The 16,033-nt window shown below is 49.1% G+C and carries 11 protein-coding genes; 7 read left to right on the top strand and 4 right to left on the bottom strand.

Features of this window, described 5'->3' with window-relative positions; translation table 11 throughout:
• Nucleotides 1-2: 2 nt before the first annotated feature.
• Nucleotides 3-632: a response regulator transcription factor gene (locus A7983_RS22645; RefSeq protein WP_039478703.1), complete on the bottom strand. Its 630-nt coding sequence runs from the start codon at nt 630-632 to the stop codon at nt 3-5.
• Nucleotides 633-878: 246 nt separating this feature from the next.
• On the opposite strand from A7983_RS22645, the gene A7983_RS22640 reads away from it, so the two are divergent.
• Nucleotides 879-1,694 (top strand): MetQ/NlpA family lipoprotein, encoded by an 816-nt coding sequence (locus tag A7983_RS22640; protein WP_005970883.1) that lies wholly within the window; start codon nt 879-881, stop codon nt 1,692-1,694.
• Between the two features lie 215 nt (nt 1,695-1,909).
• Complete coding sequence (locus A7983_RS22635) at nt 1,910-2,854, top strand: pectate lyase family protein (RefSeq protein ID WP_005970881.1); 945 nt, start codon at nt 1,910-1,912, stop codon at nt 2,852-2,854.
• A gap of 127 nt (nt 2,855-2,981) precedes the next feature.
• On the opposite strand, the gene cuyB is transcribed toward A7983_RS22635, so the two are convergent.
• A complete protein-coding gene (gene cuyB / locus A7983_RS22630; RefSeq protein WP_005970879.1) occupies nt 2,982-3,698 on the bottom strand; it encodes a cysteate racemase in 717 nt (238 codons plus the stop codon).
• Between the two features lie 222 nt (nt 3,699-3,920).
• On the opposite strand from cuyB, the gene hypT reads away from it, so the two are divergent.
• Nucleotides 3,921-4,820, top strand: a complete 900-nt coding sequence (gene hypT / locus A7983_RS22625) for a hypochlorite stress DNA-binding transcriptional regulator HypT (protein WP_005970877.1) — start codon at nt 3,921-3,923, stop codon at nt 4,818-4,820.
• An 81-nt stretch (nt 4,821-4,901) separates the two neighbouring features.
• Here the strand turns inward: hypT and A7983_RS22620 are convergent, their stop codons facing one another.
• Nucleotides 4,902-6,209, bottom strand: coding sequence for a dicarboxylate/amino acid:cation symporter (locus A7983_RS22620; protein WP_005970875.1), 1,308 nt, complete (start codon nt 6,207-6,209; stop codon nt 4,902-4,904).
• Nucleotides 6,210-7,001: 792 nt separating this feature from the next.
• On the bottom strand, nt 7,002-9,152 hold the full coding sequence (fdhF, locus tag A7983_RS22615; protein ID WP_005970873.1) for a formate dehydrogenase subunit alpha: 2,151 nt from the start codon (nt 9,150-9,152) through the stop codon (nt 7,002-7,004).
• Between the two features lie 522 nt (nt 9,153-9,674).
• On the opposite strand from fdhF, the gene A7983_RS22610 reads away from it, so the two are divergent.
• The 4 genes from A7983_RS22610 to A7983_RS22595 all read left to right on the top strand — a co-directional run bounded on the left by A7983_RS22610 (nt 9,675) and on the right by A7983_RS22595 (nt 16,032).
• Entirely contained in the window at nt 9,675-11,354 is a 1,680-nt protein-coding gene (locus A7983_RS22610; RefSeq protein WP_005970871.1) for a methyl-accepting chemotaxis protein, read from the top strand.
• 543 nt (nt 11,355-11,897) lie between these two features.
• Entirely contained in the window at nt 11,898-13,802 is a 1,905-nt protein-coding gene (locus A7983_RS22605; protein WP_005970869.1) for an FTR1 family iron permease, read from the top strand.
• Between the two features lie 128 nt (nt 13,803-13,930).
• Complete coding sequence (locus tag A7983_RS22600) at nt 13,931-14,458, top strand: iron transporter (RefSeq protein WP_025918878.1); 528 nt, start codon at nt 13,931-13,933, stop codon at nt 14,456-14,458.
• A gap of 176 nt (nt 14,459-14,634) precedes the next feature.
• Entirely contained in the window at nt 14,635-16,032 is a 1,398-nt protein-coding gene (locus A7983_RS22595; protein ID WP_005970865.1) for a Fe-S-containing protein, read from the top strand.
• The last annotated feature ends 1 nt before the right edge of the window (nt 16,033 follow it).

The raw sequence follows: 16,033 nt of genomic DNA, 5'->3' as shown, positions 1-16,033 counted from the left end.
GGCTATTTCCCAGCCAGCAATTGGTGTTGCAGCGCAAAATGCACCAGTTCTACTGTGGATTCACACTGTAATTTACTGAGAATATTAGCGCGGTGAACGTGGACCGTCTTATGGCTAAGTTCGAGCTGTTCGGCGATGCTTTTCACACTAACTCCGTTGATTAGCAGGCTGAATATTTCCCGTTCGCGTGGGGTCAGCGCCAGCAGTTCCTTCGGTGGCTGCTGCTGATGGCGAATGGCGTGCAGGGCATCGGCACACAGATAAAGGCCACCGCTACTGACTACGCGAACCGCTTGCACTAATTCTTCCGGGCCGCAGCGCTTCGTGAGGTAGCCGCCCGCGCCCGCATCCAACGCGCTTTGTACAAATGCAGTGGTGTCATAGATGCTCAGAATAATGGCGCGAAAATTGGGGCGCTGTTGGCGTAGGCGGTTTAATAACGACAGGCCACTTTCATCCGGCATGGCAATATCAATCACGGCAACGTCAATCGGCTGTTTGAGTAAATGCGGCCACGCCTGCGCCGCCGAAGCATATTGCCCCACGACCTGAATGTCATTCTCTAGTGTCAGAAGCTGTGCAAATCCAGACCGTACAACGATGTGATCGTCAACCAAAGCCACATTAATCATGGTTTCGCCGTGTGCATCTAAAGTCATCAAAGTGTCATAATGCGGGGGAATGCAAAGGCGAGCAATAGCAGATAATTAAAATGGAATCGGCTTAACAGATATCACCACACTGATTTGGCCGAATGATGAAAGGCATATTGATAGAACGCGGAGTTATTTGACTCATTGAATCGAGGGACATACTGTTTTTCTCCTTAAATCCGTGTAGTTAGAAATCGATGTATTTAAGGTATCAGGTGAAACAGAATGATGAAAAAATGGCGTATAACGCTGGTGGCGGGAGTCGTCAGCGCGGCAATGGCGTTGACTGCGTGTGATAATGCAGGTAACTCTGCCAATCATATTAAAGTCGGTGTGATTAATGGCGCGGAGCAGGATGTTGCTGACGTCGCGAAGAAAGTAGCCAAAGAAAAATATAATTTGGATGTCGAGCTGGTTGGGTTTAGCGGTTCGCTATTGCCGAATGAGGCGACGGATAAACGCGATCTGGACGCAAATGTATTTCAACACCGCCCTTTTCTGGAACAGCAAAATCGTGAACACGGTTATAAGCTGGTGGCGGTAGGGAATACCTTCGTTTTCCCTATGGCGGGTTATTCGAAGAAGATAAAGAATATCAACGATCTGAAAGACGGCGATACCATCGCGATTCCTTTCGATCCTACTAATCTGGGACGAGCGCTGTTATTACTGGAAAAAACCGGATTAATTACTCTGAAGCCGGATACGGGGCTGTTGCCGACGGTGCTGGATATCACAACCAATACGCATAACCTGCGTATTATGGAGGTGGAAGGTGCACAGTTACCGCGTTTGTTAGACGATCCGAAAGTGACGGTGGCGATCATCAGTACAACCTATATTCAGCAAACGGGCTTAACGCCAACCAAAGACGGCATTTTTATTGAAGGTAAAGAATCTCCGTATGTGAATATCATTGTGACCCGCGAGGATAATAAAGAAGCGGAGAACGTGAATAAATTTATTAAAGCCTATCAATCTGATGAGGTTGAGCAGGCGGCAGACCGTATTTTTAACGGTGGTGCAGTAAAAGGTTGGTAATACGCATTTTTGCGCTGCTGTTTTTACTAAAGGAATGGCAGCGTATTAATTGGTTATTTAATTATTCGCAAGGTTGTTTTTTTATTAAACTCGATTAATAAGCTTAGTGAAATCCCTTATATACACTCTTTAATTGTCGGCGGTGTGTTATTTGTCATCGATTAAATAATGCATCGTAAGACATTACTATTCACTAATTGTAAAGAGGGATATTTATGGCTTATCCAACAACAAATCTTACTGGAATTATTGGTTTTGCAAAAGCGGCGAATGTTACCGGAGGGACGGGCGGTAAAGTTGTTACGGTAAATTCTCTGTCCGATTTTAAGTCTGCTGTGAGCGGTTCCACAAAAACCATCGTGGTGCTTGGCGCATCACTAAAAGCATCAGCGTTGACCAAAGTGGTATTTGGCAGCAATAAAACCATTGTCGGTTCTTTTGGCGGGGCTAATGTACTGACTAATATCCACCTACGTGCTGACAGTAATTCAGCTAACGTCATTTTCCAGAATCTGGTTTTTAAACATGATGTTTCCATCAAGGATAATGACGATATCCAACTGTATTTGAACTACGGTAAAGGTTATTGGGTGGATCACTGCTCATGGCCGGGGCATACGTGGAGTGATAGTGATGGTAGCCTTGATAAACTGATTTATATCGGTGAGAAAGCAGACTACGTCACGATCAGTAACTGCTTATTCTCAAACCATAAGTATGGTTGTATTTTCGGCCACCCGGCAGATGACAATAATAGTGCCTACAATGGCTACCCACGTTTGACCATCTGCCACAACTATTACGAAAATATTCAGGTTCGTGCACCCGGCCTGATGCGTTATGGTTATTTCCATGTCTTCAACAACTACGTCAATAAATTCAATCTGGCCTTTACGGTCGCACAGAATGCCAATGTACTTTCTGAGCGCAACGTATTTGGCTCCGGTGCAGAAAAGAAAGGCATGGTTGATGATAAAGGCAACGGTTCAACCTTTACGGATAATGGCAGTTCACCGGCAGCGGTAGCAAGTAAATCACCTGCGGCTAAATGGACGGCATCATCTAACTATTCATACAGTTTGATGACCACTGCGGCGGCTAAATCTTGGGTGGTTTCTAATGCGGGAGCACAAAATAGTGCGCTCAAGTTTCCATCATAATCATTGAACGTTATTTATTAGTAGTTGAAGTTTATTAAATATTGAGTATGTGTAATATGCCACTCGGTGAACATATCAATTCGAGTGGCATATTTATTTTAATCGGTTAATTGAAGTAACCACCTACTTAAGCGGCGATATTATTTCTTGGGCTGTGGGTGAAATACCACTCGACCGTTTTCTTAATTAATTCTTCTGTGGCATCGACATAGTATTGCGGGGTGGTTTTGACTTCCTGCTCCAGAATCAGTGGAAGTTCTGTACAACCCAAAATAATTTTTTCGACGCCAGCCTGCAACAGGCGATCTTTTACCGGTGACAGCATGCTATAGGCCCCAGCAATATTACCGGATTTATAGGCATAGATACTTTCCATTACCTGGTGTTGGTCAGCTTCATCCGGCGTGTAGCACTCAATATCATCGTTTATTAGGTTGTCCTGATAAATTCTCGCTGTCACTGTTGCCGTCGTCGCTAATAAGCCGACGCGTGTAGTATTAGCGTTCCTAATTGCCTGACAGGTCACATCTATAATGCTGATCATTTCCGCGCGGCACTGTTGTTTTAATTCATTGAACCAATAATGTGCGGTATTGCACGGAATAATGATGCATTCAGCGCCTGCATTTTCGAGAATTTTCATATATTGCAGCATTTTGTCCAGCGGTGACGCGCTGTGCTGGAGGATGCACTGTGTTCTGTCAGGGATATCAGGAATAGAAACCGCAATCATTGGAATGTGGTCTTGATCCCGATACGCTGGCGTGTTTTTGATCAGTTTTTGCATCGCATCGACGGTGGCACCCGGCCCCATACCACCCAGAATTCCCACGAGACTGTTCATGCTGTTAACCCTGTAGCATTATGAAATTAAAAGGATAATCGCACACTGGCGGGCAATGTGAATTGCTAAATTCCCATCTGCTATGTATGATTTGCATAACTATTGGCATCCCTATGCTTTTACTGGGTTTAACGGCGTGCCATAGAAAGAATCGTTGTTGATGATGTAAAGCGTGGGGGGCGGGGACGAAAACATGACGCTGAGCGTTTTGAGTGAGGGGTGATGCTAAACAATATCGAAACCAAGTGGCTCTATGACTTTATCATGTTGGAAGAACACAGGAGTTTTACGCTGGCTGCCGAGAAGCGGAATATCTCTCAATCTTCATTCAGTCGGCGCATTCAGGCGCTGGAAGCGGCCGTCGGGTTTGATATTTTTGACCGCAGCGCACTGCCATTGCAATTAACCGAGCAGGGGCGCGTGTTCCACGCTTATATCCGCAATACATTGGACGATTTAGAGTATCAGCTTAATAAGCTGCACGGCGGGGATAATTACAAAAATAAGATCACCATTGCGGCAGCGCATTCGCTGTCGGTGTTTATCATGCCGGAGTTGTTAAAAGACGTGCCGGACCCGCAGGAGAAAATCTTCTATGTTGAATCGATCGATGTAGATGAAGCGGTGCTGAATCTTAAAGAAGGGCGTAGCGACTTCATTTTTTCGTTTTACAATGAGGATCTGATGGGGGAGCCCTTTATGCATGAGAAGATACTGGAATCCCGGCTTTATCCGGTCTGCGCGTGCGACAGTGCAGGGAAGCCGCTGTTTGATGTGAGTGCCTCATCGGTGCCACTGCTCAACTATACCGAGACAAGCTACATGGGGCGTCAGGTCAGCCGTTACTTATCCAGCGTTGACAGCGATAAGTTTACGGTCAATTTTGTTTCCTCCATGAGCGACTTGCTCAAGCGTATGACCAAGAAAGGCTATGGCATTGCCTGGCTACCGGACTATTCCATTCAGGAAGAGCTGAAAAATAAAGAGTTGGCGATCCTGAACATGGAAAATGCGGTGATCCGCATGGGTGTTTATCTGTATCGGCTTGATGCGCGTCTGAATGTCGCTTCCGAGAAGTTTTGGCGCTACATGAAAGGGCTGTCATCGACGTCCGGGTTATAAACGTCGCGATACGCGATAATAGACCGTGAGATAAAAAAATAGCGGCCCGCAGGCCGCTATAGATCATTCACTCGCTCAGCATTAGCTATTTTGTGTCGCTTGCTGAGGTTCCTGATAGGCGACGACTTCGTCGGTAGCGTCTTCCTCATCGTCGTCGTGGATGTCTTTTTCCAGACTGGCCACAACGGCAGTAGAGATACTGTTACCGATGACGTTAGTTGCAGTACGACCCATATCCAGGAACTGGTCGATACCGATAATCAGCAGAATACCGGCTTCCGGCAGGCTGAACATTGGCAGTGTTGCCGCAACCACCACGATAGAAGCACGCGCCACGCCCGCCATTCCTTTACTGGTGATCATCAATGTCAGCAGGATCAGGATTTGCTGGGTAAGGCTCAGGTCGATGTTGTAAGCCTGTGCGATAAACAGAATTGCAAAGGACTGGTACATCATTGAACCATCAAGGTTGAACGAATAGCCCAGCGGCAGCACAAAGCTGGTGACTTTTTTCGGTACGCCGAATTTGGTCAGTGCTTCCATGGTTTTCGGGTAAGCGGACTCACTACTCGCGGTAGCGAAAGCCAGCATGGTCGGTTCACGAATCAGCTTCGCCAATGTCACAATGGCTTTGCCCAGGAACAGGTAACCAACTAGGAACAGCACGCCCCACAGCACGGCCAGACCAAGGTAGAACTCACCGATCAGTTTACCAAAGTCGTAAAGCAGTCCCAGGCCTTGTGTGGTAATCGCGGAAGCGATTGCGGCAAACACCGCAATCGGTGCCAGCGCCATCACGTAGTCGGTCACGCGGAACATCACTTTGGTCAGTTCTTCGATCATGGAAATGATCGTGGTCGCGTGTTTGTTTTTGCCTTTTACATAGGCAAGCGCGGAGCCGAAGAACAGAGAGAAAACCAGAATTTGTAGGATTTCATTGTTCGCCATCGCTTCTACGATACTTTTCGGGAAGATATGGCTGATGAAGCTCTTGAGCGTAAATCCATCCGTATTCAGGCCAGTTGCAACCTGTTGTGCAGGGATGTCGAGATTCATGCCTGCCCCCGGTTGGAACAGGTTAGCGAAGAGCATGCCGATCAGCAGGGAAATGAATGATGCGCTGACAAACCAGATCATGGCTTTCATACCGATACGGCCAACGGCAGAAGAGTTTCCTCCCATGCTTGCCAGGCCAGAAACCAGCGTAGCGAAGACCAGTGGCGCGATGATCATTTTAATCAAACGCAGGAAAATATCGGTAACCATGTTGAAATAAGATGCAACTTCTTTTGCTCGACTGCCATCAAGATATTGATGGCAGGCCCATCCGATTAATATTCCCAGGACGATAGCCAAGACTATCTGTACAAGTAACTTCTGCCTTTGCATATAAACCTCATGTTGATGAATTGATTCAGACAACACAATATTATTGCCGCGTGATGGCTGGTGCTTTCCCTGAATACACCAAGCCCTCACCCGAATCTGTTATTGGGGTGTTGTGTCTGCCCGGCGATATTACAACGATTCTTGCTTTTTACATTTTTTTTCTGCGGATTGTTATGTAATTGTGATCTTTGTCATGCGAAAAATGCATGTCCTCACCGCTTGTAATGATAAATGGGGATGTGGGGCGAAGATCGAAAAAAAAGCGTTATTTGTATTAACCTTTTATTAAACAATGTTTTGGGTTGATTTATTGCTGGTGAGATGAAGCGGGGTAAGGTGTTGAATTAGTGTTGCTAATGATGCTGTGGATTACATCAATAAAATACATGGTCAATTGGTTAAAAACTAGGTAGTAATAAAAAAACAATCAACGAAAGAATGATATATATCGCACTTATTGATTACATTAGTTTTTTAATTATTTTAACTATGACTTGCATTTGTTAATCATGGTAGCTGATAACGTCACGCTAAATAAAGTATAATTATTAATCAAGGTGTTTCTGTTTTGTAATATTTATCGTGCTGCGGTTATTTAAAATGGTGTTCTTTGTTGTTTGAATGGATGTTATCGATTATTTAAAATAATGTTGTTAATTTATTTCACTGAAAAGATTGCTGTTTACTACGGCGTTCTGACCAAGCCGAAACAGCCTTGCATCGAAAATGATGAAACCACCACGTAAAAGCGCGTTATGCCAACATTCCGTGGTGGTTCAGTAGGGCAATTCGTTAGTTGACGTTTTCTGCCGTGGAGCGCAGGCGATCTTTCAACTGATTGTACTCATGCTGCACATAGGTTTCTGCTGCCTGCTGATCGTCAATAGCTTCCAGCTTCACGGCGCAGTGTTTATATTCCGGTGTTTTGGATACCGGATCGAGATGATCCAGCGTGAGTTCGTTACAGGCCCCAATCCACCACTGGTAGGTCATGTAGACGGCACCTTTGTTGATGCGTTCGCTAACGGCGACACGAGAGATAACCTTGCCACGTCGTGAGGAGATCCACACCAGTTGCTGATCGTGTATTCCTAAACGCTCGGCGTCATGAAGGCTAATCTGTACGTAACCGGGTTCATCCGCCAGCGTTTGCAGGGCGGTGCAATTGCCCGTCATGGAACGGCAGGAATAGTGACCGACTTCACGCACGGTACACAGCACCAGCGGGTAATCCTCATCCACCAATTCCATCGGCGGCCGCCATTCGGCTGTTAACAACAGGCCTTTACCGCCAGGGCGATCGAAGTGATTGCCTGCGTACAACCACGGTGTGCCGGGGCTGTCTTCCGTCGGACACGGCCACGGCACATAGCCTAGTCCGGCCATTTTCTCGTAGGTTGCGCCGTAATACAGCGGGCAGAGCTGTCGCAGCTCGTCCCAGATTTCCTGTGTATTGTTATAGTGCATCGGATAACCGAGAGCCGTCGCCATCAGGCTGATGATTTCCCAATCGGGTTTGACATCGCCCTGAGGTTCCACCGCTTTATAAAAGCGTTGGAACCCTCGGTCAGCGGCGGTATAAACCCCTTCGTGCTCGCCCCAGGAGGTTGCCGGTAAAATGACATCGGCAATCGCGGCAGTTTTGGTCATGAAGATATCTTGTACGATCAGCAAATCCAGTTCGTTGAAGGCATCACGCAGCATCGACAGGTCTGGCTCGGTTTGCAGCGGATCTTCGCCCATGACGTAATTGGCTCTGATTTTTCCTTCTTTTATTTTATGTGGTAGATCGGTCAGCGAATAGCCAATTTTGTCAGAGAGTTCGGGGACGCCCCAGGCATCGGCAAATTTTGCCAGTACGGCCTTATCCGTGACGTTTTGATAACCGGGGAACATATTAGGTAGCGCGCCCATATCGCACGCGCCCTGTACATTATTTTGACCACGCACCGGCCCGACGCCAACGTTCGGACGCCCTAAATTGCCGGTCAGTAGTGCCAGACCGGACAGCCCTTTGACCACATCAACACCTTGCCCCCACTGCGTCACACCCATTCCCCACAGAATGGTAGCGGACGGTGCGGCGGCATACATCCGCATCGCGTCTCGAATTAATTTCGGTGATAAGCCGGTAATGTCAGCGACATATTCCGGTGTGTATTTCGCAACGGTCTGACTGAATTCGTCGAAACCTTCGGTATGGCGGGCGACGTAGGCTTTATCGTAGCGGCCTTCATTGATCAGTACGTTAGCAAATGCGTTGACCAGTGCCATGTTGGAGCCATTTTTCAACGGTAGCCACAGATCGGCAATGCGTGCGGTTTCGATGCGGCGCGGATCGCACACGATGATTTTTGCTCCGCGCGCTTTGGCTTTCAGTATCCGACGCGCGACGATGGGGTGTGAGTCTGCGGCGTTGTAGCCAAAAATCAGTATGCAGTCGGTCTTTTCAATTTCGCAGATGGAGTTACTCATTGCGCCATTGCCCAGCGTAACCTGTAGCCCGGCAACGGAAGGGCCGTGGCAGAGTCGGGCACAGCAGTCGACGTTGTTATTGCCGGTTACTGCCCGGGCAAATTTCTGCATCACGTAATTGGTTTCATTGCCGGGTCCACGGGACGATCCTGTGTGCATGATCGACTCAGCACCGTACTGCGCTTTAATCGCTTTCAGCCGGGAACTGGCGAAGTCGATGGCTTCATCCCAGGATACGGCCTCAAAGGGGGCTCCTTTTTGACGGCGGATCAGAGGCTGTTTTAAACGGGGAGTAAGAATCTTGGTGTCGTTGAGAAAATCCCAACCGTAGTAGCCTTTCAGGCACAGCTCACCTTCATTGGTGACGCCGTTTGCCCCTTCCGCACCAACCACTTTGCCGTTCTCTACCAGCAGGTTAATTTTGCAGCCTGACCCGCAATACGGACAGACGGTAAGCACTTTCTGCATGATTGTTCTCCAAAGCCGAGTCTTGGATCGTAAGAACTGCAGGTGTTGATGCAGTTGTCTAACTTTTGATAATCGCCGATAAAGAAAATTAATTTACTGATCGTAGTCATGCTCAGTGCGTGACAATGAGCCCTAACACGTTGAGCGTTGCGACCTTTTTCCATCGGATTTTTGTCTGGAAAATAACGCCGCAGCATATTCATCCTCTTTATCTGTTAATGCCTATACTGTTTTTGACGATACTGATTCTATGTGCCACCGATCGGGCTGATGTATTTATGCTTGTTGGCCGTTTAAAACAACGAGGACTGGCACCTCAGGGAAGATAATGCATTTTATTGGTTGAATTTTAAGCATGACTTCCCCATCCAACGGGTGATGAATCAGGGGATTCCAGAACGTTTGTTAAATCTCGCGGGATAGGGCGGGATACAACTAACGGCACAGTCATGAGCAAAAAGTAAATACTTTTCCGGCAGAGCGTGCGGGCGGGAAATATTTGTTAACGTCGCGGAGTGCATTATGGGATTTCTAAAAAATGTCAGCATAAAAATAATGGTGCTGGTGATAGTGGCTTCCTTACTGGTGGCGTGGGGAATAGCGTCTGGTTTTAGTCTTTACTCACTTTATCAGGTTACCCATTTGCTTGATAAAAGTGAGACTCAGCAAAAAACATATTCCCATCTGGTCTATGGAGCCGATCAATATTTTCGGGCCGTAACGCGTATGGAAAGAACGATGGATTACTTGCAGCGTAACGAGCCAGACAACGCCAAACAGACCTTGGAAATGGCGCAGGTAGCGCTAAAAAACACCAAGGATTCGCTGGAGAAATTCCAGGCGGCAGAGCATGTTGGCGTTGAGCACGCGACGGTTGATGCGGTAAGCAAAACGTGGCATGCCCTGATTGCTACCGCGATCGAACCGATGAATGCGGCGCTGCAACGTAGTGATTATGAAGGATTCCGACAGATATTTCGCTCTATTTACCCACCTGTTAGCTTGACGTTTGGGGATGACATTAAGCGTTATTCGGACGGCATTACTGCCTCGTCATTGATCCCAACCGTAAATGAACACAATGATCAAAACCGTAATGCGCTCATTGCTGTGATGGTTCTTGGTCTTATTGTGTTGATTTTCACCGAATATTACTTGAGGAATTATCTGGTTATCCCGATTTCGGTGCTTAAATCTCATTTAGCACAGCTAACGGCGGGGCGGTTGGGGTGTGAACTGGTTGAATTCGGTCGAAACTGTGCGGGAAGGTTAATCCCCGATATTAAAGCATTGCAGAAAAGTTTGCGCGATACGGTAACCGTCATCCGGCAGAGCACATCAGAAATCAATAATGGGACATCCAGCATTAAGGATGGCAATGATAATCTCTCTAGCCGCACAGAAGAGCAGGCGGCGGCATTGCAACAGACGGCTGCCAGCATGGAAGAGATTAGTTCCACGATACGGCAAACGACCGACCATGTGCATCAGGCGCGTAAGCTGGCGCAGGATGCGGCAGACATGGCGCAAAAAGGTGGAAATATCAGTACCAACGTGATGGCGACGATGGAGGGTATTAGCGCCAGTTCGCGGCATATTTCCGATATTACTTCGGTAATTAACAGCATTGCGTTCCAGACTAATATCCTGGCGCTGAATGCGGCTGTTGAAGCTGCGCGAGCGGGAGAGCAAGGGCGAGGGTTTGCGGTGGTCGCTGGGGAGGTACGCACGTTGGCGCAGCGTAGTGCACAGGCGGCAAAAGAGATTGAGGCGCTGATTGCGGAATCTGTCTCGCGGGTTGAAACCGGTGCTGGGCAGGTGAAGCAATCTGGTGAGGCAATGTCGGCAATTATCGCTTCCATCGCGCACGTGAACGATCTGATTGGTGAAATTGCGGCGGCAACGGACGAACAAACACGCGGTATTACGCAAATTAGTCAGGCGGTGCATGAAATGGATAGCGTCACGCAGCAGAATGCGTTGTTGGTGACACAATCGGCAGAGGCCGCAGCCCGGTTGGATGAACAAACCAGCGAGTTGTCTGCTGTTGTGGATGTGTTCAGTCTGGATTCGGATAGCGATCTGCAACCTGCTTTTTCCCGCCCAGCGTTGTCTGTCCCTGCTCATCGGGCTATCGGGCAGGGCACCACACCGCTGCTGTCGGTACATGGCCGTCACGGTGAAGGGTGGGAAAAATTCTGATCCGCCGTGGGGTTAAGCATGACCGTTGTTGAACGTATGTAGACAGTGAGTGCGAGAGAGTCAACGAGGCTGGGATGAACTGGCGGAAAGGAGTCTGCCCGGTTTCCTTGGTTGCCGCCTGAAGGCTCGTTGGTCATCGCCTAAAATTTCAGCGAAAAGCATTAACGTCAACATGTGTAATGCCTTGGATTACAGCAGGAAAAGGTATTTTTTCTGTAAATCTGACTGTGGTAACGTAAAGAAATATCATCTTAAGACTGGGATCTCTAGATTTTTAGCTGATAATGTTCATGAGTGGCATTATTTTTGCATTTATTTTTGTGCTGGTTTACGTGGTCTTTTTGCCGTTTTTGCGATCAAAAAAACCGTATTTACCTCATGAGTTGGAAAAATAGAGGATTTTTGGGCTGATAAACAAGGTTTGTAACTCTTTGTTACATACTAAGACTCTTGTTGGTTGTGTTTTCGTGACGTAAATCAAGACAGATTGCGACTTCAAAGTGATAATAAGAATAAATATCATTTGTGATCCATCACTCGCTTATGTCTATCTGGCAAAAAACGCTTCTGTTGTTGTGTTGGCTGTTTAGCTGTTCAGTGGCAGTTGCCGCGACCGATTACGCCTCATTCATTCACGATATCGAAACCCGGCTGGATAAAACGGCTCAGCTCTATGAGCAGCAAAAGCCGGATGACGCCCGCACCGAAGTTCAGATGGCCTATTTTGAGGTGTTTGAAAACCTCGAAGGCCCTATCCGCATCAATATCTCTGCGCAAAAAAGCTATCAGCTCGAAGCGACCTTCGGTGAAATTCGCCGCATGATTGGCGAAGGAAAGCCGCAGGCCGAGGTGCAGGCAAAAATTTCATGGCTGAAGGGCGAACTGGATGCCGTTTTGCCTGTGTTGTCGGGAGGGCACAAACTGGTTGCGCAGGAGCAGCACGGTGCCTATGACAATTCAGAGATCGCGCCGTACTGGCAGCAGAGCTTTAAAATCATCGATGACCAGCTTGCGCTGGCCGTGACTGAATATCAGGCGGGAGATTACAAAAAAGCCAGCCAGAACGTGCAGCAAGCGCATTATCAAGGGTTTAAAAACTCCGAGATGGAGATGTCGGTCAGACAGAATCGCTCCGCGCAGCAGGCCGCCTCCATTAATCAACAATTCTCCGCACTGATTGCGCTAGCCAGCCAACCCGATCAACTGACGGACGTTGCCTATCGGGTTACCACGCTATTGCAGGATATCGAGGATGTCCTGCCGGGGCTGCCGACAACGCGCGATAGCCAGCAGGCGACGGCAGCACCTGTCGCGAACGGCGATACTGGTGGTGTACCGGACGCGAACTGGGCGAAGGTCTCCGACGATATCAATCAGGCGATTGCCGCCGCAATTGCACAATACCGCGAGGGTCAGGTCAAACCCGCCATCATGGCGGTGCAGGATACCTACTTCGATCTGTTTGAAGCCACTGGCATGGAGAACAAAGTAGGTTCTCGTGATGCCGCGTTTAAATCTACGCTGGAAGGGTATTTCACCCGTCTGGTGAGCATGATGAATGCCAAACAGCCAGTTGAGCAATTGCAAGGGCAGGCCGACGCGTTGCAGCAGGAACTGGCAAAGGCGGTCACCATGTTGGGCGACGGCGATGAAACGCACTGGAGCCTGTTGATATACAGCCTACTGATTATTGTGCGTGAAGGGTTGGAAGCCTTGCTGATTGTGGCAGCGATCGTGGCCTATCTGGTGAAAAACAATCAGCAGGACAAATTGCCGCTGATTCGTCAGTCGGTTTACGTCGCGTTGCTGTGCAGCGTGATTACGGCGGTGATTTTCCAACTCGTGTTCACCAATTCCGGTGCCAGCCGCGAGCTGCTGGAAGGCATTACGATGCTAATCGCCGTGGTGATGCTGTTCTTCATGAGCTACTGGCTGTTGTCCAAAGTGGAAGCGCGGCACTGGAAGGCTTATCTGGAAGGCAAGCTGTCCCATTCGCTGAGCAGCGGTTCCATGATCGGGCTGTGGCTGACCAGCTTTCTAGCCGTGTACCGCGAAGGCGCGGAGACGGTGTTGTTCTACTATGCGCTGGTCGGTGATGCTAGCAATATGGCGGGGCACCTCTCCATTCTGGCTGGGTTTGCCATCGGCTGTGTCATCCTGCTGATCGCTTACTTCGTAATGCGCTACACCATCGTCAAATTACCGCTTAAGCCGTTCTTCATGTTTACTGGCTGCTTTATGTACCTGATGGCGTTTGTGTTTGCAGGAAAAGGTGTGCTGGAGCTGATCGAAGGCAAACTGTTTGAACCGACGTTGCTGACGGGTGTACCGGAAATCAGTTGGCTGGGTATTTATCCTTATGTGGAAACGTTGATACCACAGGGCGTGCTGGTTGCAGCGGCGTTGGCCGCTCTGTGGGTGATGCGGCGTAGAACGTCCACCGTCTGATAAATAATGAATCTGACGTGACTGTAATACTGAAAGCAATAAAGAGTAGAACATAACCATAAAACAACCCCTGCTCGCTTAGCGACATAAGCGTAGGGGAGACGACTGAGATGATGAGGATGGGTTTGATGAATATGCAAAAAAGTCTGATTGCAGGTGCCGTTATTGCCGGTATTTTCACTGCGCCTGCCGCACTGGCGTTTAAAGAATATCCAGCGGGTGAGCCTGTTTCCCTGAACGAAATGGAAATTGCCGCCGTTTATCTGCAACCTATCGACATGGAACCGCGTGGGATGGGCCTGCCCGCCGCGAAAGCGGACATCCATCTGGAAGCGGATATTCACGCTGCTGAAGGTAACAAGAACGGTTTTGGTGCCGGTGAATGGATGCCGTTCCTGACCATCGCGTATACATTGACTAACACCGATACTGGTGCGAAGCAGGAAGGAACCTTCATGCCGATGGTTGCCAGCGATGGCCCACACTACGGCGCGAACATCAAAATGATGGGCGTGGGTAACTACAAAGTGACTTACCACATCGATCCGCCATCAAAAGCGGGTATGCACCGTCACACCGATGGTGAAACGGGTGTAGGCCGCTGGTGGAAACCGTTTGATGTCAGCTTTGACTTCAAATACGTCGGCTTAGAATAAGGTCTTCTGCCCGCGATGCGCTGTCGCGGGCATGTTCACGTCTCTGTGGTTTGCTATCGCAGCCCACAGAGACGGTGATTTTTCGGTCAGCGTGCTGATGCCACTACACATCATGCCCAACTGACACACCTGCAAAACGCAGTCAACGCACATGTAACGTGAAGTGTGACGAGCCTATGAGTTATTTCTTTATCACGACACTCCAATCCTTCCTGCCGATTGCACTATTACTGGGGTTGAGCTGGAGTCATCGTTCCACGCCGACGATCGGGCCGCTGAGCTGGATCACACTGCTGGCGCTGTGTGCCGGTACGTTTATTGGCGTTCATTTTCCTAACGGGCGAGCGTTTCTGCTTGGGTTTACAGTGCTTCAAGCGCTTGCCTTGATCCTGTTTCTTGCCTGCCAGTGTTTTTCCCATCCGCGTCTCGGTTATCTGTGGCAGGCGTTGCTAGTAGCAGGCGCTGCGGTACAGTGGGGCAGCGATCCCAATCTGACTGCGTTAACGTCCACCCATGTGGTGAATACCGATCTGCTGCTGAATTTCAGCGCCGTAGTGCTGGCGTTTGGCTGGCTGGTATTTTGCGCCGCGCTGTGCGGCATGATTGTGCGTCGCATTTCTTTACTGCGTTGGCCGCTGCTGGCGTTGCTGGTCGTACTTCTGTTGTTGCCGATAAGCGGTAACCTGCTGCTGTTGCTGATGAAATTACAAGCGCTTGGGCTAACCAAGCCACGCCTGAGCTATGTGGCACACGTCACCAACAGTGCGTATTTATTAAATTACCTCAGTGCGCTATTCATGGCGGTATTGGCAGCGGGGCTGGTTTGGCCGCTGTTGCATGCACGTCGTGAGGTGCGGGTTACGCATGAGGCGATTGAAAAGCGTAAAGCGACGGCAGGCTACCGCACCGTGCGTCGCACGCTGCTGGCGACAGTCACGGCGCTGCTGGTTGTCGTCTTCGCTCAGCTCTATTGGGACAAGGTCGCGTCGCAGCCGCCTCGTCTGTCGGAAGCGCAGCCGGTGACGTTGGCGGCCGATGGCAAGGTGCATATTCCGATTGAGCAGGTGCGTGATGGCAAGCTGCATCGCTTCGTGTGGATTGCCGATGACGGCAAGGCTGTGCGCTTTTTCATCATTAACCGCTATCCCGATCGCCTGCGTCTGGGCGTGGTGTTTGATGCCTGCCTGCTGTGCGGCGATCAGGGCTACGTGATGGAAGGTAATCAGGTTATTTGTGTCGCGTGCGGTGTGCATATTTTCATCCCTTCTATCGGGAAGGCGGGGGGCTGTAATCCGGTCCCGATTGAAGGGTGGAGCAACGACGACAATGAATTGGTGATTGGGCGAGCCTCGTTGGCGGCAGGTACTAACTACTTCTCGACGGTAGTGTCGATGGAAGTGGTTGATCCGGTTGATGGTTCCAAGCTGACCAACGTGACCGCAGAGCATAAATATCGCTACGGCGGTAAAACCTACTTCTTCTCGTCAGAAGCGAACTATAACCGTTTCCGCGAAAGTCCCGCGAAGTTTGCCACGGCCAAAGCAGCGGCAGGCGAACCGGTGGAGGAGGAATAAT

The organism is Pectobacterium wasabiae CFBP 3304 (assembly GCF_001742185.1).
In the GTDB taxonomy this organism is placed as follows: Bacteria; Pseudomonadota; Gammaproteobacteria; order Enterobacterales; family Enterobacteriaceae; genus Pectobacterium; species Pectobacterium wasabiae.
Note: the sequence above shows the minus strand (reverse complement) of the source record. Positions and strands in the feature narration are given on the sequence as shown.